Annotated in this window: 17 protein-coding genes; 3 read left to right on the top strand and 14 right to left on the bottom strand. The window is 59.5% G+C overall.

From position 1 onward, the window contains the following. Positions 1-2: 2 nt before the first annotated feature. Both dnaG and rpsU read right to left on the bottom strand, forming a co-directional pair. Complete coding sequence (gene dnaG, locus FJD34_RS22325; protein ID WP_032858554.1) at positions 3-1,973, bottom strand: DNA primase; 1,971 nt, start codon at positions 1,971-1,973, stop codon at positions 3-5. Positions 1,974-2,419: 446 nt separating this feature from the next. Further along, positions 2,420-2,635, bottom strand: coding sequence for a 30S ribosomal protein S21 (rpsU, locus tag FJD34_RS22320; RefSeq protein WP_002551877.1), 216 nt, complete (start codon positions 2,633-2,635; stop codon positions 2,420-2,422). Between the two features lie 203 nt (positions 2,636-2,838). On the opposite strand from rpsU, the gene tsaD reads away from it, so the two are divergent. Next, entirely contained in the window at positions 2,839-3,864 is a 1,026-nt protein-coding gene (tsaD, locus tag FJD34_RS22315; protein ID WP_032858553.1) for a tRNA (adenosine(37)-N6)-threonylcarbamoyltransferase complex transferase subunit TsaD, read from the top strand. 33 nt (positions 3,865-3,897) lie between these two features. On the opposite strand, the gene plsY is transcribed toward tsaD, so the two are convergent. Then, complete coding sequence (gene plsY, locus FJD34_RS22310) at positions 3,898-4,467, bottom strand: glycerol-3-phosphate 1-O-acyltransferase PlsY (protein ID WP_090292218.1); 570 nt, start codon at positions 4,465-4,467, stop codon at positions 3,898-3,900. Positions 4,468-4,541: 74 nt separating this feature from the next. Here plsY and folB point away from each other — a divergent pair, with 74 nt between their 5' ends. Next, on the top strand, positions 4,542-4,895 hold the full coding sequence (folB, locus tag FJD34_RS22305) for a dihydroneopterin aldolase (protein WP_032858551.1): 354 nt from the start codon (positions 4,542-4,544) through the stop codon (positions 4,893-4,895). Then, entirely contained in the window at positions 4,886-5,404 is a 519-nt protein-coding gene (folK, locus tag FJD34_RS22300) for a 2-amino-4-hydroxy-6-hydroxymethyldihydropteridine diphosphokinase (RefSeq protein ID WP_065942678.1), read from the top strand. Before folB ends, folK begins: the two co-directional genes overlap by 10 nt. A gap of 90 nt (positions 5,405-5,494) precedes the next feature. On the opposite strand, the gene FJD34_RS22295 is transcribed toward folK, so the two are convergent. The 11 genes from FJD34_RS22295 to FJD34_RS22245 all read right to left on the bottom strand — a co-directional run bounded on the left by FJD34_RS22295 (position 5,495) and on the right by FJD34_RS22245 (position 19,580). Beyond that, a complete protein-coding gene (locus FJD34_RS22295; RefSeq protein ID WP_090292216.1) occupies positions 5,495-6,724 on the bottom strand; it encodes a multifunctional CCA addition/repair protein in 1,230 nt (409 codons plus the stop codon). A gap of 63 nt (positions 6,725-6,787) precedes the next feature. Continuing rightward, positions 6,788-8,350 carry a SpoVR family protein gene (locus FJD34_RS22290; protein ID WP_032858548.1) on the bottom strand — a complete coding sequence of 521 codons (1,563 nt, stop codon included), beginning with the start codon at positions 8,348-8,350 and terminating at the stop codon, positions 6,788-6,790. Then, positions 8,347-9,618 (bottom strand): YeaH/YhbH family protein, encoded by a 1,272-nt coding sequence (locus tag FJD34_RS22285; protein ID WP_016977872.1) that lies wholly within the window; start codon positions 9,616-9,618, stop codon positions 8,347-8,349. Before FJD34_RS22285 ends, FJD34_RS22290 begins: the two co-directional genes overlap by 4 nt. Positions 9,619-9,755: 137 nt before the next feature. After that, on the bottom strand, positions 9,756-11,678 hold the full coding sequence (locus tag FJD34_RS22280) for a PrkA family serine protein kinase (protein ID WP_017739508.1): 1,923 nt from the start codon (positions 11,676-11,678) through the stop codon (positions 9,756-9,758). A 283-nt stretch (positions 11,679-11,961) separates the two neighbouring features. Beyond that, positions 11,962-12,291 carry a thiosulfate sulfurtransferase GlpE gene (glpE, locus tag FJD34_RS22275; protein WP_032858547.1) on the bottom strand — a complete coding sequence of 110 codons (330 nt, stop codon included), beginning with the start codon at positions 12,289-12,291 and terminating at the stop codon, positions 11,962-11,964. Positions 12,292-12,323: 32 nt separating this feature from the next. Next, positions 12,324-13,175, bottom strand: a complete 852-nt coding sequence (locus FJD34_RS22270) for a symmetrical bis(5'-nucleosyl)-tetraphosphatase (protein ID WP_032858546.1) — start codon at positions 13,173-13,175, stop codon at positions 12,324-12,326. Next, positions 13,175-13,555: a Co2+/Mg2+ efflux protein ApaG gene (gene apaG, locus FJD34_RS22265; RefSeq protein ID WP_032858544.1), complete on the bottom strand. Its 381-nt coding sequence runs from the start codon at positions 13,553-13,555 to the stop codon at positions 13,175-13,177. Before apaG ends, FJD34_RS22270 begins: the two co-directional genes overlap by 1 nt. 137 nt (positions 13,556-13,692) lie before the next feature. Then, positions 13,693-14,505, bottom strand: coding sequence for a 16S rRNA (adenine(1518)-N(6)/adenine(1519)-N(6))-dimethyltransferase RsmA (rsmA, locus tag FJD34_RS22260; protein WP_065942675.1), 813 nt, complete (start codon positions 14,503-14,505; stop codon positions 13,693-13,695). Beyond that, positions 14,502-15,491: a 4-hydroxythreonine-4-phosphate dehydrogenase PdxA gene (gene pdxA, locus FJD34_RS22255; RefSeq protein ID WP_090292214.1), complete on the bottom strand. Its 990-nt coding sequence runs from the start codon at positions 15,489-15,491 to the stop codon at positions 14,502-14,504. Before pdxA ends, rsmA begins: the two co-directional genes overlap by 4 nt. Further along, on the bottom strand, positions 15,488-16,822 hold the full coding sequence (locus FJD34_RS22250; RefSeq protein WP_174553293.1) for a peptidylprolyl isomerase: 1,335 nt from the start codon (positions 16,820-16,822) through the stop codon (positions 15,488-15,490). The genes pdxA and FJD34_RS22250 overlap by 4 nt, the downstream gene beginning before the upstream one ends. Then, complete coding sequence (locus FJD34_RS22245; RefSeq protein WP_090292210.1) at positions 16,803-19,580, bottom strand: LPS-assembly protein LptD; 2,778 nt, start codon at positions 19,578-19,580, stop codon at positions 16,803-16,805. Before FJD34_RS22245 ends, FJD34_RS22250 begins: the two co-directional genes overlap by 20 nt. Positions 19,581-19,666 lie beyond the last annotated feature (86 nt).

Raw genomic sequence — 19,666 nt, 5'->3', positions numbered from 1 at the left:
CCTCACGCGCCAGTTGAGGTCGGGTTTGATGCGCAAACATTCTGTTTTAAGAGGTCGCGCATCTGTTTTGCTATCTGAATTTGCTCTTCAGCCGACAATCCCGGCTGCCTTGCTTTCTTGATAAGTTCATCGAGGGTCTGCGTATGCTGGCCCGCGGATAACCTAGTAATGGTGTCTAAAAACTGTTGTTCAAGGTTATCGCCGTCAATTAGCCATTCCTTTTCGGCGAGGGCTTTCAATAATCGCCCTTGTTCTGTTCCGTGCCAGCGGGCCATCAACTGGATTGAGTTTAGCTTAGGATTTTTCTGCACGGCCTCGATCAGGGCGATTAGCACCTGAGCGTAGGTATTGCTCTCGTTGGCAAAATGCTCGGCACTTTCTACCTTGCCCGCCAGTTGCGGGTGGTGGATCAGGGTGCGCAGGGCAATCAGCGTCGGGGCTTCCACGGCCACCGGCGTGCGGGGGGCGTATGACTCGTCGCGATCACCACGCTTGCCGTTTTTACTCCAGGGTTTCTTGTCCCACTTTTTGCCGCCATCGCCGGGTTTCTTCGGCGTCCACTCCTGTTGAGGCGCAAAGGCTTCTTGAGGCTGGTGAAAGTCAGCGTAGTCCGGCATGGCGTCGTAGTCGAAGCCTGGATCGTAAGCCGGTGGCGCATCCTGTGGCGCGCTGTGCACCAGTTGGCTGACTGCCTCGCCGCTCAGGCCGGTGATTTCCAGCAGGCGCTGGCGCATCAGGGCCTTGAGGTTGGCGCCGGGTACCTTGTCGATCAGCGGTGCCGCGAGGGTGGCCATGTGGGCCTTGCCTTCGAGGGAGCGCGGATCAGCCTCTTCAGTCAATTGTTGGAAGAAATAATCGGCCAGCGGTTGTGCGTGCTGATGAATGCGCGCGCGGAACGCATCGGTGCCTTCGGAGCGCACCAGGGTGTCCGGGTCTTCGCCTTCGGGCAGGAACAGAAAGCGCGCGCGGCGCCCATCCTGCAGGCTCGACAGCGTGGCTTCGAGGGCGCGCCAGGCGGCATTGCGGCCAGCCTGGTCACCGTCGAAGCAGAACAGCACGCTGGGCACCACGCGAAACAGGCGCTTCATGTGTTCTTCACTGGTGGCGGTGCCGAGGGTCGCCACGGCATTGCGCAGACCTTGTTGGGCCAGTGCGATGACGTCCATATAGCCTTCGACCACGATGATTTCATCGAGGTTGCGATTGTTCTTGCGCGCTTCGAACAGGCCGTAGAGTTCCTGGCCCTTGTGAAATACCGGGGTTTCCGGGGAGTTCAGGTATTTGGGCTTGTCGTCACCCAGTACCCGGCCACCAAAGGCAATGATGCGGCCACGGCTGTCGCGGATCGGGAACATCACCCGGTCGCGGAAGCGGTCATAACGCTTGCCGGTCTCGGCGTTTTCCACCAGCAGGCCGGCGTCGATCATGGCTTTTTGCTGCAGGGTGTCGCTGCTCAGGTGCTTGTACAGGTTGTCCCAGCCCGGCGGGGCGAAGCCCAGGCCGAAGTCGCGGGCGATTTCCCCGGTCAGGCCGCGGCCCTTGAGGTAGTTCACGGCGGCTTTGCGCTGGGGATGGCTTTTCAGTGCCTGGCGGTAGAACTCGGCGGCGGCGGTGAGCAGCGGGTACAGCGGCGAGTCGGTGGGCTGGCGCGGTTTGTGCGGCCGGCCACTTTCTTCGCGAGGGATTTCCATGCCAGCGGCTTTGGCCAGTTCCTCGACGGCCTGGGGGAAATCCAGGTTGTCGTGGTCCATGATAAAGCCGAGAGCGTTGCCGCCAGCGCCACAGCCGAAGCAGTAATAGAACTGCTTGTCGGGGCTGACGCTGAATGATGGGGTTTTTTCTTTGTGGAACGGGCAGCAGGCGGTGTAGTTCTTGCCAGCCTTTTTCATTTGCACGCGCGAGCTGACAACATCGACGATGTCGGTGCGGTTCAGAAGGTCGTCAATAAAGCTCTGGGGAATTAGCCCGGCCATGGCGTTCTCGTCATCACTGCGTGTAAATGAGGGCCCGCGACACACTCAAGGCGCACTTGGCGGCGTCTTGATCATCGATTGTCTGTTTGGGCTGTCAGGAAGTCTATCTGTCGAGCGTTCACTGACGTTAGTTCCAATCAGTCTTCGACGTGTTTGAAAGTGTTGCCCTGGAGTCCGGTCACGGCCAATGGCGGCCTCGGAGGCTCATCGTGGGGCACAGCCGATCTATTGATCGTCTGCCTGAAAAATAGGTGTGCTCGTCAGTAGCCTTGATAGGCTCGTCAGAAGAGACGTGCACCGCTGGCAAAAGAGCCAGTCCTGACGTGTGAAGCTTTGTCTCGGTCGCGTGTGCGGCGTCGACGGTGAAGCATCAAGCGATATCCGCAAATGCCAACAGCCCGGCTGAGGGCCGGGCTTGGCAGAAGCTTGCTACGAACGTCTGTGTATTAGTACAGACGAACGGCGCGGCGCTGTTCGCGCTGAACTTTCTTGGCGTGACGCTTAACAGCGGCTGCTGCTTTACGCTTACGCTCAGAAGTTGGCTTCTCATAAAATTCGCGGCTACGAACTTCAGCCAGAACACCGGCTTTTTCGCAGGAGCGCTTGAAACGACGCAGAGCTACGTCGAAGGGTTCGTTCTCTTTTACTTTGACGGCTGGCATCCAGAGCTACCTTCTTTCATTACCGGGAATCAACGTTCTCGTCGCAAAAAATTCGCGGCTGAGGTCGTCGGTTTTTAAGGGTTGCGGATGTTAACCCCTCATTGACCGGAATGCAAAGCCTCTGATCGAAAACCGCTGGTCGGGGCCGGAAGTGGCGACTATTATGCGCGCCTTCGAATTCAGCCTCTACAAGGCGCAAACCCATGTTAGTACTGGGCTTAGAAACCTCCTGCGACGAGACCGGCGTCGCGCTTTACGACAGTGAACGCGGGCTTTTGGCCGATGCACTGTTCAGTCAGATCGACTTGCACCGGGCCTATGGCGGCGTGGTGCCGGAGCTGGCCAGCCGTGATCACGTCAAACGCATGCTGCCATTGATCCGTCAGGTGTTGGACGAGGCCGATTGTGTCGCGACCGAGATTGATGCCATTGCCTACACCGCCGGCCCTGGATTGGTCGGGGCCCTGCTGGTTGGGGCTTCCTGCGCCCAGGCGCTGGCATTTGCCTGGGGTATTCCAGCCCTTGGCGTGCACCATATGGAAGGCCATTTATTGGCACCCATGCTGGAAGAAAACCCACCCGGGTTCCCGTTCGTCGCTTTGTTGGTTTCGGGCGGCCATACGCAGTTGGTTCAGGTCGATGCAATCGGTCAGTACACGCTTCTGGGGGAAACCCTGGACGATGCCGCCGGTGAAGCTTTCGACAAGACTGCCAAGATGATGGGCCTCAATTATCCCGGTGGGCCGGAAATCGCGCGCCTGGCGCAAAAAGGTGTGGCAGGGCGCTATACCTTCCCGCGTCCCATGTGTGACCGCCCTGGCCTGATGTTCAGCTTCAGTGGCTTGAAAACCTCGGCCTTGAACACCTGGCAGCAAAGCGTCAGCGCCGGGGACGACAGTGAGCAAGTCCGTTGCGACATCTCTCTGGCGTTCCAGCAGGCGGTGGTGGAGACTTTGACCATCAAGTGCAAGCGCGCCTTGAAGCAGGCGGGCATGAAGCGCCTGGTGATTGCTGGCGGTGTCAGCGCCAACCAGGCGTTGCGTCTGTCGCTGGAGAAAATGCTCGGCGACCTCAAGGGCGATGTGTTTTACGCGCGCCCCGAGTTTTGCACCGATAACGGCGCGATGATCGCTTTTGCCGGTTGCCAGCGCTTGCAGGCAGGTCAGCACGAGAGCCTGGCTATCAGTGTGCAGGCGCGCTGGCCGATGGAGCAGTTGCCGCCGTTGTGATCGACGAACATGAGCCGGGTTCACCGGGCGTATTTAAAAATGCCGTTCGCGCCCGGCAAACAGGTCGCGTAAATTGCCGCGATGGCGCCAGACGATCAGCAGGGTGAGCACGCTTATCGGTAGCAGTGCTGCCGGCTCCTGCCAGGCCAGCAGCGGCAGGGTCAGGGGGGTGGCGATCAACGCTGCGAGGGAGCTGGTGCGGGTCAGGTAGAACGTCAGCAGCCAGGCGGCAATGGCCAGTAGCGCCGCTGGCGGGTAGATCCCCAGCAGCATGCCGGCTGCCGTCGCGACGCCCTTGCCGCCGCGAAAGCGAAAGTACAGTGGGAACAGATGGCCGAGCACGGCGCATACGCCAATCCAGGCTTGTTGTTGCAGGGAGAGGCCAGCGAGATCGGCGATCAGTACCGGCAACAGGCCTTTGCAGACGTCGCCGAACAACGTCAGTACGGCGAGTTTTTTACCGGCCAGGCGCAACATATTGGTGGCGCCGGCATTGCCTGAGCCACTCATTCGCGGGTCGGGATTTCCCGTCAGGCGGCTGAGCAAGATGGCAAAGGACAGCGAGCCGAGCAGGTAGGCGAGGGTCGCCAGTAACCAAGACATGCTAACTATTCCGGGCGAGGACGCCTTGATTCTAACGGGGCATTGCGCCCTTGTCGTGCTGTGGAGAAGAGTGCTTGGACAGAGTGTTTATCGAAGGCCTGGAAGTCGACACCGTGATCGGGGCCTACGACTGGGAGCGAGGTATCCGTCAGTGCCTGCGCCTGGACCTGAGTTTCGCCTGGGACAATCGCCCGGCCGCGGCCGGTGATGACCTGACCCTGGCGCTCGACTACGCCAGTGTTTCCTCACGTATCCAGGCCTTTGCCGCGCAGGCGCAATTCCAGCTGGTGGAAACGTTTGCCGAGCGCCTGGCGCAAGTTTTGATGGAAGAGTTCCAGATTCCCTGGCTGCACCTCAAGTTGACCAAGCCCGGTGCCGTCCCGGCTGCCAAGGGCGTGGGCGTGGAGATCGAGCGCGGATGTCGCTAACTCAGGTTTACCTTGGTCTTGGCAGCAATATCGAGCGCGAGTCTCATTTGCATGCGGGCCTTGACGCGCTCTCAGGCTTTTTGACGGATTTGCGCTGCTCCGCCGTGTTCGAAAGCCAGCCGGTGGGAATCAAGAGTGGACCGTTCTTCAATTTGGTGGTGTCGGCGTATACCGATTTATCGTTGGCGGAACTGGATCGGCGGTTGAAGTCGATCGAGGCTGATAATGGCCGCTATGCCCCGGATCGCAAGGGGCTGCCACTGGATATTGATGTGCTGTTGTATGGCGACCTGACCGGTGATTTCGATGGTCTGGTGTTGCCGCGGGCGGAAATCCTGAAGAACGCCTTTGTGTTGTGGCCGCTGTCGTTGATGGCGCCGGAACGTGTGCATCCTGTAGTGGGCAAAACGTTTGCCGCGTTGTGGCGCGATGCACAGATCGATCAGGTGCTGGCTCCTGTTGTCTTCAAATGGCGCGACCTGCAACTGACCCCGGACGTTCTTCTGTAGGAGCGAGCTTGCTCGCGAAAAACGTCAACGATAACGCGGGCATTCAGGTTTACTGTGTCGTTCTGGCGTTTTTCGCGGGCAAGCCCGCTCCTACAGTGAATGTTGTTCTTTGTAGGTTTTCAGGGCCTTGAGCCGTTCGCGATTGAGGGCTTCGCCCAGTTCCGGGCCCTTGAAGCCTTTCTCCAGCAGCGGCGCCACTGCAACACCTCGCGCCACCTGCGCGGCGGCCCGTAAATAATCCGCCTGTGGATAACTTCTCTGCTCAAAACCCTTGCGGCCCCGCGCGTCCATTTCGCAAGCGACGATAAACTCTTCAAAGCGCTGTGGCCGGCGGAATACGTCAAAATTCTGCAATAACTCCAGCAGCGTCGAGGCCTTGAGCTCCAGCGCCCGGTGACCGTGGGTGTGGTATTCACCTACCAGCAGCGCCAGCTCCTGGCAGTCTTTCGGTACTTTGAAGCGCTCATTGACCGCCTTGATCAGCTTCAGGCCCCTCTGTTCGTGGGCGATGTGTCGGGGCAACTTATCCACAGGCGTCAGGCCCTTGCCCAGATCATGCAGCAGGCAAGCCCAGCGCACGGTCAAGGGTTGGTCGTGCAGGGCGGCCTGTTCCAGCACGCTCAAGGTGTGAATGCCGGTATCAATTTCTGGATGGTGCGCTTCGGGTTGTGGCACGCCAAACAGCGCATCCACTTCCGGCAGCAAGGTTTTCAGGGCGTGACAGTCGCGTAGCACTTGGATAAACACCTGGGGCTGATCTTCCATCAGTGCCCGGGAAATTTCCTTCCAGCACCGCTCGGGTGTCAGGGCTTCCAGTTCGCTGGAGTCACTGAGCTGGCGCATGAGTTCGAGGGTTTCGGGGGCGACGGTAAAACCAAGTCCGGCATAACGTGCGGCAAACCGTGCGACCCGCAGGACTCGCAGGGGATCTTCGGCGAATGCCGGGGAAACGTGGCGTAAAACGCGGGCTTTAAGGTCGCGTTGGCCGTGGTACGGATCGGTCAGGTTACCGTCGTCGTCTTCGGCCATGGCGTTGATGGTCAGATCGCGGCGGATCAGGTCTTCTTCCAGGCTGACATCGGGGCTGGCGTGAAACACAAAACCGCCATAACCCCGGCCGCTCTTGCGCTCGGTGCGGGCGAGGGCATATTCGTCGCCATTGCTCGGGTCAAGGAACACGGGGAAGTCAGAGCCCACAGGCTTGTAGCCCCTGGCGAGCATTTCTTCGGTGGTGGCACCTACGACGACGCGGTCGATATCGGTAACCGGGATGCCCAGCAGGCGATCACGTACCGCACCGCCGACTTTGTAAATTCGCATGAAAAAGCCTCCATTAGCCCTACAGGATAACGCCTGTGCCTGGCCAATGGAGGCAATGCTGCGTCAAAGGTGAATGACGGCCAGGTCCAGGCGGCCGTAATCGTTGTCGTTGTGTTCGTTGCGCGGTGGCACGTGGTGAGTCTTCATGACCTGATCGCCTTGCAGCGTTTCCAGATGAATATCGAACCCCCATAGCCGGTGCAAGTGCTTGAGTACCTCGTCCGTGGACTCTCCCAGGGGTTTGCGGTCATGTTGCTGGTGGCGCAGGGTCAGGGAGCGATCACCGCGCATATCGATACTGTAGATCTGCACGTTGGGCTCGCGGTTGCCCAGGTTGTACTGGGCCGCCAGGGTCTCGCGGATGGTGCGGTAACCGGCTTCGTCATGGATCGCGGGTACCAGCAGGTCGTCCTTGAGGTCGTCATCCATGATGCTGAACAGTTTGAGGTCGCGGATGACCTGGGGTGACAGGTACTGCAGGATAAAACTCTCATCCTTGAAGCTGCTCATGGCGAACTTGATGGTCGATAGCCAGTCGCTGCCGGCGATCTCCGGGAACCAGCGGCGATCCTCTTCGGTTGGGTGTTCGCACATACGCCGGATATCCCGATACATGGCAAAGCCCAGTGCATAGGGGTTGATGCCGCTGTAGTAGGGGCTGTCGAAGCCCGGCTGGAAGACCACGCTGGTATGGGAGGTGAGGAACTCCATCATGAAGCCATCAGTCACGAGCCCTTCGTCATAGAGGTCGTTCATCAGGGTGTAATGCCAGAACGTGGCCCAACCCTCGTTCATCACCTGGGTCTGGCGCTGTGGATAGAAATACTGGGCGATCTTGCGCACGATCCGCACGATTTCCCGTTGCCACGGCTCCAGCAGCGGGGCGTGTTTTTCCAGGAAGTAGAGGATGTTTTCCTGGGGTTCGACGGGGAAGCGTGCATTGTCCTTGTCGCTGTTTTTGTCGGCCCGTTTGGGAATGGTGCGCCACAGGTCGTTGATCTGTTTTTGCAGATGCTCTTCTCGATCCTTCTGCCGCAGCCGTTCTTCCTCGGCGGAAATGGGGTAGGGGCGCTTGTAGCGGTCCACCCCGTAGTTCATCAGGGCATGGCAGGAGTCGAGCAGGTCTTCCACCGCATCGATCCCGTGGCGCTCCTCGCATTGCATGATGTACTGCTTGGCGAACACCAGGTAATCGATGATCGAGCTGGCGTCGGTCCAGGTGCGGAACAGATAGTTGCCCTTGAAAAAACTGTTGTGGCCATAGCACGCATGAGCCACCACCAGCGCCTGCATGCAGATGGTGTTTTCTTCCATCAGGTAGGCAATGCACGGGTCGGAGTTGATCACGATCTCGTAGGCCAGGCCCATCTGGCCACGTGTGTAGGACTTCTCGGTACTGAGGAAGTGTTTGCCGTAGGACCAATGGTGATAGCCCAGGGGCATGCCCACCGAGGCATACGCGTCCATCATCTGCTCGGCGGTGATCACTTCGATCTGGTTGGGATAGGTATCCAGGGCATAGCCGGCCGCAATGCGGCTGATTTCCCGGTCATAGGCCTGGATCAGTTCGAAGGTCCATTCGGACCCCGTGGAAATGGGTTGGCGCTTATGCTCTTTGGCGGTCATGTCACTAACCTGCGCTGGAAGAGTTCACGGAAGACCGGATAGATATCGCCGGCCGAGACCAGTTGTTGCTGGGCGAAAGTATCGGCGAAAGCTTCACCGATGCGCTCGTATTCGAACCACAGGGCCTGGTGCTCGCGGGGGGTAATCTCCACATAAGTGTAGTACTGCACGAACGGCATGATCTGGTTGATCAGGATGTCGCGGCAGATGGGCGAGTCGTCGTTCCAGTTGTCGCCATCGGAAGCCTGGGCGGCGTAGATGTTCCATTCGTTGGCGGGATAGCGCTCAGCCATGATTTCCTGCATCAGTTTCAGCGCGCTGGAGACGATGGTGCCGCCGGTCTCCCGGGAATAGAAGAACTCTTCTTCGTCGACCTCGCGGGCACTGGTGTGATGGCGAATGAAGACGACGTCGATCTTGTCGTAGTTCCGCTTGAGAAACAGGTACAGCAGGATAAAGAAGCGCTTGGCGATGTCCTTGGTCGCCTGGGTCATCGAGCCGGAAACGTCCATCAGGCAGAACATCACCGCCTTGGAGCTGGGGTTGGGTTGCTTGACCAGCAAGTTGTATTTCAAGTCGAAGGTGTCAAGGAATGGCACGCGGTGAATACGCGCGCTGAGTTTCTCGATTTCTGCCTCGATTTCCTGGATATCGCCGAAGTTGTCCGGTTCTTCGCGCTTCAAGCGCGCCAACTCTTCCTTGGCCTCCTTGAGTTTGGCGCGACTGCTGCCCGACAGGGCGATACGCCTCGCATGGGCCGAGCGCAGGGTGCGGATGATATTGATCCGCGAGGGGTTGCCCTCGTTGCTGATGCCGGCGCGTACGGTCTTGAAGGTATCGGTGCCGGTCAGGTTGCGCTTGACCAGGTTGGGCAGTTCCAGGTCCTCGAACATGAATTCGAGAAATTCCTCCTGGGTAATCTGGAATACGAACTCGTCCATGCCTTCGCCGGAGTTGCCGGCCTTGCCTGGGCCTTTACCGCCCCCGCCGCCTTGAGGACGCTGGATATGCTCGCCGGTGGTGAATTCCTTGTTTCCCGGATGAACCACAGTCTGCTTGCCGCCGCGGCCGTGATGCAGCACCGGTTCGTCGATATCACGACCGGGAATGCTGATCTGCTCGCCATGCTCCATATCGGTAATGGAACGGCGACTCACCGCCTCTTCGACGGCTTTTTTGATGTGGTCACGGTAGCGCCGCAGGAAACGCTGGCGGTTTACCGTGCTCTTGTTCTTGCCATTGAGGCGTCGGTCGATCACATAGCTCATGGTGGAGCCCTCCGGGCAGCTTCAAGTTACAAGCTTCAAGCGCCAAGCTGGAAGCTTAAAGACAAGCGGTCGGCTGCCGCAGCCAAGGCGCCCCAATCGAGGCGCCAGTGGCCTGCAGCGTGCCGCCTGTCGCTGCCTTACTGGGATTTTCTGACCCGCAGGTACCACTCGGAGAGCAGGCGTACCTGTTTGTCGGTGTAGCCGCGCTCGACCATTCGTGTGACGAAGTCGTTGTGTTTTTGCTGGTCCTCCTTACTGGCCTTGGCGTTGAAGCTGATGACCGGCAGCAGATCCTCGGTGTTGGAGAACATTTTCTTCTCGATGACCACCCGCAGCTTCTCGTAGCTGAGCCAGGTAGGGTTCTTGCCGTTGTTGTTGGCCCGGGCGCGCAACACGAAGTTGACGATTTCGTTGCGGAAATCCTTCGGATTGCTGATGCCGGCCGGTTTTTCGATCTTCTCCAGTTCCTCGTTGAGGGCCACGCGGTTGAGGATCTCGCCGGTTTCCGGGTCGCGGTATTCCTGGTCCTGGATCCAGAAGTCTGCGTAAAGCACATAGCGATCGAAGATGTTCTGCCCGTATTCGCTATAGGACTCCAGGTAAGCGGTCTGGATTTCCTTGCCGATGAACTCGATATAGCGCGGTGCCAGGTACTCCTTGAGGAAGCGCAGGTAACGCTCGCGGGTTTCGGCCTGGAATTGCTCCTGTTCGATCTGCTGCTCCAGTACATAGAGCAGGTGCACCGGGTTGGCCGCGATCTCATGGGGGTCGAAGTTGAAGACCTTGGACAGGATCTTGAACGCGAAGCGGGTCGACAGGCCGTTCATGCCCTCATCCACGCCCGCCGTATCGCGGTACTCCTGGATCGACTTGGCCTTGGGATCGGTGTCCTTGAGGTTTTCCCCGTCGTAGACGCGCATTTTCGAGTAGATGTTCGAGTTTTCCGGCTCCTTGAGGCGCGACAGCACGGTGAACTGGGCGAGCATCTTCAGGGTGTCTGGGGCGCAATGGGCCTTGGCCAGGGAGCTGTTGAACAGCAGCTTGTCGTAAATCTTGATTTCATCGCTGACCCGCAGGCAGTACGGCACCTTGACGATATAGATCCGGTCGATGAAGGCTTCGTTGTTCTTGTTGTTGCGGAAGGTGTGCCACTCCGATTCGTTGGAGTGGGCCAGCAGGATGCCAGTGAACGGAATCGCCCCCAGGCCTTCGGTACTGTTGTAGTTGCCTTCCTGGGTCGCGGTGAGCAGTGGGTGCAGCACCTTGATCGGCGCCTTGAACATCTCCACGAATTCCATCAGGCCCTGGTTGGCCCGGCACAGCGCGCCTGAGTAGCTATAGGCATCGGCGTCGTTCTGTGGGAACTCCTCCAGTTTGCGAATATCGACCTTGCCCACCAGTGCCGAAATATCCTGGTTGTTCTCATCCCCCGGTTCGGTCTTGGCGACGCCGATCTGGTTGAGGATTGACGGATAGAGCTTCACCACCCGGAACTGGCTGATATCGCCGCCAAACTCGGCCAGGCGCTTGGTGGCCCAGGGCGACATGATGGTATTGAGGTAGCGCCGTGGGATGCCGAAGTCTTCTTCGAGGATTGCGCCATCTTCCGTGGCGTTGAACAGGCCAAGGGGCGACTCGAACACCGGGGAGCCCTTGATCGCGTAGAACGGCACCTTTTCGATCAGTTGCTTGAGTTTTTCGGCCAGGGAAGATTTACCGCCGCCCACGGGGCCGAGCAGGTAGAGGATCTGTTTCTTCTCTTCCAGGCCTTGGGCGGCATGGCGGAAGTAGGAGACGATCTGGTCGATGCATTCTTCCATGCCATGGAAGTCTTCAAAGGCCGGGTAGCGGCGGATCACCTTGTTGGAGAATATTCGCGACAGCCGCGAGTTGTTGGAGGTGTCTACCAGCTCAGGCTCGCCAATCGCCAGTAGCAGGCGCTCGGCGGCAGATGCGTAGGTGCTGCGGTCTTTTTTGCACAGCTCAAGATACTCTTGCAGTGTGAGTTCTTCCTGCTGTGTGGACTCGAAGCGTTGTTGGAAGTGGCTAAAAATACTCATGACGTCGTCACCTCGCTCGATACGTGGAGCCGACGCCGGATCAATCAGTCGATGCTGGCAGCCAGTGGCGCTTGCCGTGGCCATTTCCCCCCAGAACACCCTGAAACGCTACCGATGACCCGCACGCCGGTGTACCGGCTCTCCCCTGTTTTGGATGGCCTGCGCTTAATGATAGTTGGGAATCCGGGAGGTCAAGGCGAGATGCCGAATTAGTTTGGGCGCACCGTTCGTCAGAAACGGCGCGAGCCCAAGCTTGACGCGGGGTAGCGGGGTTTGAAAAAAATTATTGCGAATCGCCTGTGGCAATTTCTGCAGGATAGGTCGTACGCCATAGCTCAAAGCCACCGTCCAGGCTGTAGACATCGGAGAAGCCCTGGCTGACCAGATAGGCGGCCGCGCTCTGGCTGGAGTTACCGTGATAGCAGGCGACGATCAGCGGTGCGTCGAGGTCGGCGGCACGGATGAAGTCGGCGATATTGACGTTGTCCAAATGCTTGGCCCCGCTGATGTGGGCAGCGGCGTAAGTAGGCTGGTCACGGATATCCACCACCACGGCGCCTTGCTCACGCAGGGCTTGGGCTTGTTCGGGAGGGATACGTTTGAATTCGCTCATGGCGGGCTCCTTGGGCGGGCGGCAAGCGGCGTCTAGCGCTTGGCGGCAGCCGGCAGTGTAACGGGAAGGGGAGATTCGCACTGGCAGCTCAGGCGCTCGCCGGTGTCGATGTTCATCAGGGTCATGGCGCCGCCCCAGACACAACCGGTGTCGAGGGCGAATACGCCGGGCTCGTCGCAGTGGCCTTCAAGGGCGGCCCAGTGACCGAAGATGACCTTCGTCTCACGGGTCTTGCGCTCCTTGTGGGCGAACCAGGGTTTGTAGCCGGGGAGGGCGGTTTCTGCGCCTTCCTTGCTCTTTAGGTCGAGTTTGCCTTCGGCGGTGCAAAAGCGCATGCGCGTGAAGTAGTTGGTGATGACTCGCAGGCGGGCGACGCCTGTCAGCTCGTTATCCCACTTGACCGGCTCATTGCCGTACATGCCGTCCAGATAAGTGGCGAACAGGGTGTCATCGGCCAGGGCGGCTTCGACTTCGGCGGCACATTTGAGAGCCTTCTTGAGGGTCCACTGCGGCGGGATGCCGGCATGTACCAGGGCGGTATTACGACTTTCATCGTAATGCACGAGTTTCTGCCGGCGCAGCCAGTCGAGCAGCTCGGCGCGATCCGGCGCTTCGAGGATTTCGCGCAGGGTGTCGCCCTTTTTCAGACGCTCGATGTTATTGCCGGCCGCCAGCAGGTGCAGGTCATGGTTGCCCAGCACGCACACCAGGGAATCGCGTAGACGATACAGGTAGCGCAGGGTTTCCAGGGATTGCGGGCCGCGGTTGACCAGGTCGCCCACCAGCCACAGGCGATCTTTGGCTGGGTCGAAGGCTACGCGGTCAAGCAGGCATTTGAGCGGCTCCAGGCAGCCTTGCAGGTCGCCGACAGCATAGGTTGCCATCAGTGCAGGGCTCCCGGCACCGCCAGGCGGAAGGGGGCAATGATGGCGTCGAAGTGTTTGCCGTCGTCGGCAAGCATCTGGTAGCTGCCTTGCATCGTGCCGACCTTGGAGGTCATCACGGTGCCGCTGCTGTAGGTGTGGCTTGCGCCGCTGCCGATCAGTGGCTGTTGGCCGATGACGCCGGCACCGCGCACTTCCTCGACATGGCCGTCACCGTCGGTGATCACCCAGTGGCGAGACAACAGCTTGGCAGGCACCTGGCCATTGTTCTTCACCGTGACGGTGTAGGCAAAGGCATAGCGATTCTGTTCGGGTTGCGATTGTTCCGCCAGGAAGCGGGTGACGACGCTGACGTCGATCTGATAGCGAGGATCGGACATGCAAGAGGCCTTAAGAGCAAAAGCGGAGGACAGCAGATGCGGATCAGTCTAGGCCATGAGGTAGGCACTAGGCCAGACATGCTGTCTGACCTGGTGCGCTCCCGTGCAGGAGCCGGCTTGCCGGCGATGGCGGTGGGTCAGTCGACGACGGGCGCTGGCTGGATGGCTAGCTGGTCCGCCAGACGCACGAACGCGGCCAGGTCCAGTTGCTCCGGGCGCAGGCTGCCGTCGACACCGGCGGCTTCGATCTCGGCGTTGCTCAAGAGTGCCTTGAGCGTGTTGCGCAAGGTCTTGCGCCGCTGGTTGAATGCTTCGCGTACTACCCGCTCCAGCAGGCGATGATCCTTGGCCGGGTGCGGAAGGACTGCGTGCGGCACCAGGCGCACAATTGCCGAATCGACTTTTGGCGGCGGATTGAACGCGCCCGGGCCCACATTGAACAGGTGCTCGACCCGGCAGTGGTACTGAACCATGATCGACAGGCGACCCCAATCACCGCCGCCTGGGCCGGCCGCCAGGCGCTCGACCACTTCCTTCTGCAGCATGAAATGCATGTCGCGGATGATGCCTGCGTTGTTCAGCAGGTGAAAAATCAGCGGCGTGGAGATGTTATACGGCAGGTTGCCGACAACCCGCAGGCTGTGGGGGGCAGCATTGAGGCTGTTGAAGTCGAACTTCAGTGCATCGCCCTGGTGCAGGTTGAAGTTGGGCTTGCCGGCGAATTGCTGGTTGAGGATCGGAACCAGGTCTTTATCCAGCTCAATCACATCCAACTGCCCGCCGCTGTTGAGCAGGCCCTGGGTCAGTGCGCCCTGGCCCGGGCCGATTTCCAGCAGGCGGTCTTCGGGCTTGGCATGGATGGAGCGCAGGATGCGGTCGATGACGCCGGCATCGTGCAGGAAGTTTTGCCCGAAACGCTTGCGCGCCCGGTGTTGGTAATGCTCGGTCATATACGGGTCTCGGCCATCTGATAGGCGGTTTCCAGGGCCACGTGCAGGCTGCCGGTATCGATCTTGCCGCTGCCCGCCAAATCCAGGGCGGTGCCATGGTCGACGGAGGTGCGGATGATCGGCAGGCCTAGTGTCACGTTGACTGCGGCGCCGAAGCCTTTGTATTTCAGCACTGGCAGCCCCTGATCATGGTACATCGCCAGCACTGCATCGCAGTGCTCCAGATATTTGGGGGTAAACAGAGTGTCCGCAGGCAGTGGGCCACGCAGGTCCATGCCTTCTTGGCGCAGACGCTCCAGGGTTGGTTCGATGATGTCGATTTCTTCATGGCCCAAGTGGCCGCCTTCGCCGGCGTGGGGGTTGAGCCCGCAGACCAGGATGCGCGGTTGGGCAATGCCGAATTTTTGTTGCAGGTCGGCGTGCAGGATGCGCGTTACACGCTCCAGGCGTTCGACGGTAATGGCATCGGCAATCTCGCGCAGCGGCAGATGGGTGGTCACCAAGGCGACTCGCAAGCCGCGCGTGGCCAACATCATCACCACTTGCGCAGTGTTCGTCAGCTCGGCGAGGAATTCGGTGTGACCGGAAAAGGCGATGCCCGATTCGTTGATCACGCCTTTGTGCACAGGGGCGGTGATCATGCCGGCGAAGTCGCCGTTGATGCAGCCTTGCCCGGCACGGGTCAGGGTCTCTAGCACAAACGCCGCATTGGCCTTGTCCAGATGCCCGGCGACCACCTTGGCTTGCAGCGGGGTGTCCCACACATACAGGCTGCCCGCGGGTGCTGGCAGGTCGGGCCAGTTGCCCGGTGCGGCGTCCAACAAGTTGACCGCCACGCCCAACTGCGCGGCCCGCTCAAGGAGCAGGTCGCGGCTGGTAATGGCAATCAGGGGATGTGGCTGGGCGTGCGAGGCGAGCAGCAGGCACAGGTCTGGACCTATGCCGGCCGGCTCGCCGGGTGTCAACGCGAAACGCTGGGGTTTCACTGGGCTGCCTGGTCGGTGCCTGTCGGTTCGGCGCCAGGAAGCTTGTTTTCCACGTAGGCTTCGTCACGGATCTGACGCAACCAGGTTTGCAGCTCTTCATCGTACTTGCGGTTACGCAATACGGTCAGCGCTTGCTGCTCGCGGGCCTGGGTGGTGTTGTCGGTGGCGCGGCGGCCAAGGACTTCCAGGACATGCCAGCCGTATTGGGTCTTGAACGGCTTGGACAGCACGCCTTGCGGCGTATCGTTCATGACTTGCTGGAACTCGGGCACCAGGGCTCGTGGGTCGATCCAGTTCAGGTCGCCGCCGTTGAGGGCAGAACCCGGGTCTTCCGAGAAGCTTTTGGCCAGGGTGGCGAAGTCTTCGCCGCCTTCGATGCGCTCATAGATCTTCTGCGCCAGTTCCTTGGTTTGAGCCTCGGTGCGAATCTCGCTTGGCTTGACCAGGATGTGACGGACATGCACTTCGTCCTTCAACGAAGCCTCACCGCCGCGACGCTCCAGCAACTTGAGAATGATGAAGCCGCCAGGTGTGCGCGCAGGTTGGGTGATACCACCCACTTCCATGGCGCTCAGCTCACGGTCAAACGGTGGTGGCAATTGAGCAGCTTTACGCCAGCCCATGTCACCGCCTTCAAGGGCGTTGTCGCTGCCGGACTGGGCAATGGCCATCTGGGCAAAGTCAGCACCTGCCTTGAGACGGTCATAGATCGCCTGGGTCTTGGCCGCTGCGGCGTTGAGCTGCTCGGCGTTGGCGCTGTCTGGCGTCGGGATCAGGATATTGGCCAGGCGCAGCTCTTCGGAGAGCTGCATCTTGCCCAGGTCCGAGGCCAGGAAGTTCTTCACTTCCTGCTCCGAGACCTGCACGCGTTCGGCCACACGGCGCTGGCGCACGCGGCTGATGATCATTTCGCGGCGGATCTGGTCGCGGGCGTCCTCATAGGAGAGGCCGTCACGAGCCAGGGCTGCACGGAACTGATCAATGCTCATGTTGTTGCGCTGAGCGATGGTGCCGACGGCCTGGTTCAGCTCTTCATCGGTGATGCGGATGCCCGAGCGGTCGCCAATCTGCAATTGCAGGTTTTCGACGATCAGGCGTTCCAGCACCTGCTGGTCCAGGACGCTGGTCGGCGGTACGCCACCGCCACGCTTGGCGATGGTTTGCTGAACTTCCTTGACCCGTTGGTCGAGTTGGCTCTGCATGATCACGTCGTTATCGACGATGGCCACTACCTTGTCCAGCGGTTGCACTGCTGCGTGTGCCGCAGCAGTACCCAGGAACAGCGCGCCCAGCATCAGCGGGCGCAGACAATCAGAAAGCTTGATCTTCACGTTCACGATAACCTTGGATGCCTTTGTCGAGGAAGCTCTCTACCTTGGCGCCAGTCAGGCCGCCGAGTCCCTTGAGGACGATTTGGAGGAAGAGCCCGTGGTCGCCTTTTTCGTTCAGCGGGGCGATCTGGGTGTATTCGTCGTTGGAAACCCAATAACGGTTGATCACGCGCAGTTTCCAGCAGCAGTTGTCGTACTCGAAACCACCGAAGGCTTCCAGGGTACGGTTGCGTGCATAGTCATACTGCCAGCGGGTGATCAGGTTCCACTGCGGAACGATCGGCCACATCATCGAGAAGTCGTGTTGCTGGATTTTGTAGTAATCCTTCACGTAGTTCGCATCGCCTACCTGGCCGTAGTCACCACCGAATTGCCATTTACCGGTCAACTGGTCGTAAACCACCTGGTCATTGCGATAGCGGTAACCGACGTTGATAACCTTGTTCGGGTTGTCTTCCGGCTGGTAGTGGAACATCGCGCTGCCGGAACGGGCACTGTGGTTTTCAGTGTCCCAGTTGTAGTCGGCAGTGGCGCGCCAATCACGGTTGAAGCGGAACTCGTAGTCGAGGGCGATTGGCGAGACGTCAGACTGCGAGTCTTCGCGGTCTGCGGCCACGATTCCAGGCAGTTGTACTTCGCGGTCCTTAAAGTACAAGGCCTGGCCGACGGAAACGCGCTGACGCTCAAAGCCGTTTTCTTCGATCCAGCGGCTGGTCACGCCCAGAGACAGTTTGTTTTCGTCACCGATACGGTCGGTACCCGAGAAGCGGTTGTCGCGAAAGAGCGAGCTGTAGCTGAACGAGCTTTCACTGGTATCGAACACAGGAATGTCGGACTGGTCTTTCTCTGGAACATAGAGATAGAACAGGCGCGGCTCCAACGTCTGGTTGTAGTTCTTGCCGAACCACTGGGTGGCGCGGTCGAAATACAAGCCGCTGTCGACACTGGCAATCGGAATGGAGCGGTCTTGAGAGCTATTGAACGTCTGGCCAGCCGCAACCATTTGTCCTTTGCCTCTATTATCAAGGTCAAGATCATACTTGGTATAGGCGTACTTCAGCTTCGGCGTGATGAAACCGTAGCTCCAGTTCATTGGCAACGAAACGCTTGGCGCCGCATTCAGTCGCGTGCCATTGGCTCGGGTAAGACCTCTGACGTTTGTGTCAAGACGTGCGGTAGTGGTCACACCATCCTTGTCAATAAAGTCCCCGGTCTCAAGATCCCGGTCAAACCTTACGGCTTCGGTCTCATACGCAAAGTTCAGGCCGCCTGGATGGTACGGCAACGAACCAGTAAAGGTGATCTGTGGCAGCTTGTTATACGGCGTAATCTGGGAAATCGTCGCCAACTTATACGCTTGCAAGTTCAGTCGCGCATTGTAGTTGTCACCACGATAGTTGACCGCACCTTGCTGGTTAAGCGCATCACGCCGCTCAACACCAATCTGATCAGTCTGCAGATCCTGGAAGTAGTACGGGTCGCTGATGTCGGTGTAGTCGACTTCAGTCATGACGCGCGAATCCAGGCCGCCCTTGTGCTGCCAGTTGAGCATCCAGCGGGTTTTCTCGAAATCCGTCTGCTTGCTGCGTTCGTCGTTGTCGTCGTTCAGGTAAGCACCGCCGACCTGACCTTCGCTGGACTTGGTGAGGTAGCGGAATTCGCCTTCCATCAGCAAGCCACGCTTGGTCATGTAGCGCGGATACAACGTGGCATCGTAGTTCGGCGCCAGATTGAAGTAGTAAGGCGTCACCAGCGTAAAGCCACTTTCCCCGCCCGAACTGAAGCTCGGCGGCAGGAAGCCGGACTGACGACGATCGTCAATCGGGAAGTAGATGTACGGGGTGTACAGGATCGGGATGTTCTTGACCCGCAACGTCGCGTTGGTCGCCGTACCGAAGCCGGTGGCCGGGTTCAACGTGATGTTGTTGCCGCGCAGTTGCCAGGCATTGCTGTCCGGCTCGCAGGTGGTGTACGTACCGTCCTTGAGACGGATGATCGCGTTTTCGGCACGCTTGGCGTACAGCGCGTTACCGCGGATGCGCGATTTGTGCATCACGTATTCGGCGTTGTCGATCTGCGCGGCGCCGGTGTCCAACTGGACTTGGGCATGGTCGCCGACGATCAGCGCGCCATTGTCGCGCAGGCGGACGTTGCCGTTCAGCTCGCCACGGTTTTCAGCTTGGTACAGGCTGGCCTCTTCGGCCTCGACCTGCATGCTGCCCTGGCGCATGACCACGTCACCGGCCAGGGTGGCCACTTGGGTTTCCTGCTCGTAACGAGAGGCCTTGGCACCGATGAAGGTCGGCGCGTCGCTCTTGTTCGTCTTGTCGTTCATGCCAGGACGGATCGGCTCGACGTACGCACCGGCGCAATAAGGACCGGTTTCGGCCAGTTGCGCGGCGGTGAGGTTTTCCCGAGGGACCCAGTCCAGGTGGCTGTAGTCGGCGCTGCGCGAACGCAGGCCACGGCCCTTGGATTCGGTGACCAGCTTGGTCTGCGGCACGGCTTCGGCGCCTGCAGCTTCGCCTTGCGGCATGCTGTTGGCCGAGCTGACGGCACTGCCGTCATGCACCGGACGCGGTGGCAAAGGGGCTGCGCTGGCTTTCGGCGCGCAATCCCAGGCACCCGAAGCAGAGACTGAGCAGTCATACTGTTCCGCGGCGACCACGAATGAGGTGGCGAAGGGTTGCATGGCCAGCAGACTGCCGGTTACCAGCAACGGAAATTTTCTACGAAACGCGGGGGATTTCAATGCCATCTTATTAGTCCGGGCTTCCTGCGTGCCATCTGCCCGCGGTGTGGGCCGCACGCCTCTCGATGGTCTGAAAAAGATGGGTGATAATA

It is taken from the genome of Pseudomonas brenneri (genome assembly GCF_007858285.1).
In the GTDB taxonomy this organism is placed as follows: domain Bacteria; phylum Pseudomonadota; class Gammaproteobacteria; order Pseudomonadales; family Pseudomonadaceae; genus Aquipseudomonas; species Aquipseudomonas brenneri.
Note: the sequence above shows the minus strand (reverse complement) of the source record. Positions and strands in the feature narration are given on the sequence as shown.

Coding starts and splice junctions, on each gene's coding strand:
- dnaG (WP_032858554.1), bottom strand. CDS start 1,973: ATGGCCGGGCTAATTCCCCAGAGCTTTATTGACGACCTTCTGAACCGC.
- rpsU (WP_002551877.1), bottom strand. CDS start 2,635: ATGCCAGCCGTCAAAGTAAAAGAGAACGAACCCTTCGACGTAGCTCTG.
- tsaD (WP_032858553.1), top strand. CDS start 2,839: ATGTTAGTACTGGGCTTAGAAACCTCCTGCGACGAGACCGGCGTCGCG.
- plsY (WP_090292218.1), bottom strand. CDS start 4,467: ATGTCTTGGTTACTGGCGACCCTCGCCTACCTGCTCGGCTCGCTGTCC.
- folK (WP_065942678.1), top strand. CDS start 4,886: ATGTCGCTAACTCAGGTTTACCTTGGTCTTGGCAGCAATATCGAGCGC.
- FJD34_RS22295 (WP_090292216.1), bottom strand. CDS start 6,724: ATGCGAATTTACAAAGTCGGCGGTGCGGTACGTGATCGCCTGCTGGGC.
- FJD34_RS22290 (WP_032858548.1), bottom strand. CDS start 8,350: ATGACCGCCAAAGAGCATAAGCGCCAACCCATTTCCACGGGGTCCGAA.
- FJD34_RS22285 (WP_016977872.1), bottom strand. CDS start 9,618: ATGAGCTATGTGATCGACCGACGCCTCAATGGCAAGAACAAGAGCACG.
- FJD34_RS22280 (WP_017739508.1), bottom strand. CDS start 11,678: ATGAGTATTTTTAGCCACTTCCAACAACGCTTCGAGTCCACACAGCAG.
- glpE (WP_032858547.1), bottom strand. CDS start 12,291: ATGAGCGAATTCAAACGTATCCCTCCCGAACAAGCCCAAGCCCTGCGT.
- FJD34_RS22270 (WP_032858546.1), bottom strand. CDS start 13,175: ATGGCAACCTATGCTGTCGGCGACCTGCAAGGCTGCCTGGAGCCGCTC.
- apaG (WP_032858544.1), bottom strand. CDS start 13,555: ATGTCCGATCCTCGCTATCAGATCGACGTCAGCGTCGTCACCCGCTTC.
- rsmA (WP_065942675.1), bottom strand. CDS start 14,505: ATGACCGAGCATTACCAACACCGGGCGCGCAAGCGTTTCGGGCAAAAC.
- FJD34_RS22245 (WP_090292210.1), bottom strand. CDS start 19,580: ATGGCATTGAAATCCCCCGCGTTTCGTAGAAAATTTCCGTTGCTGGTA.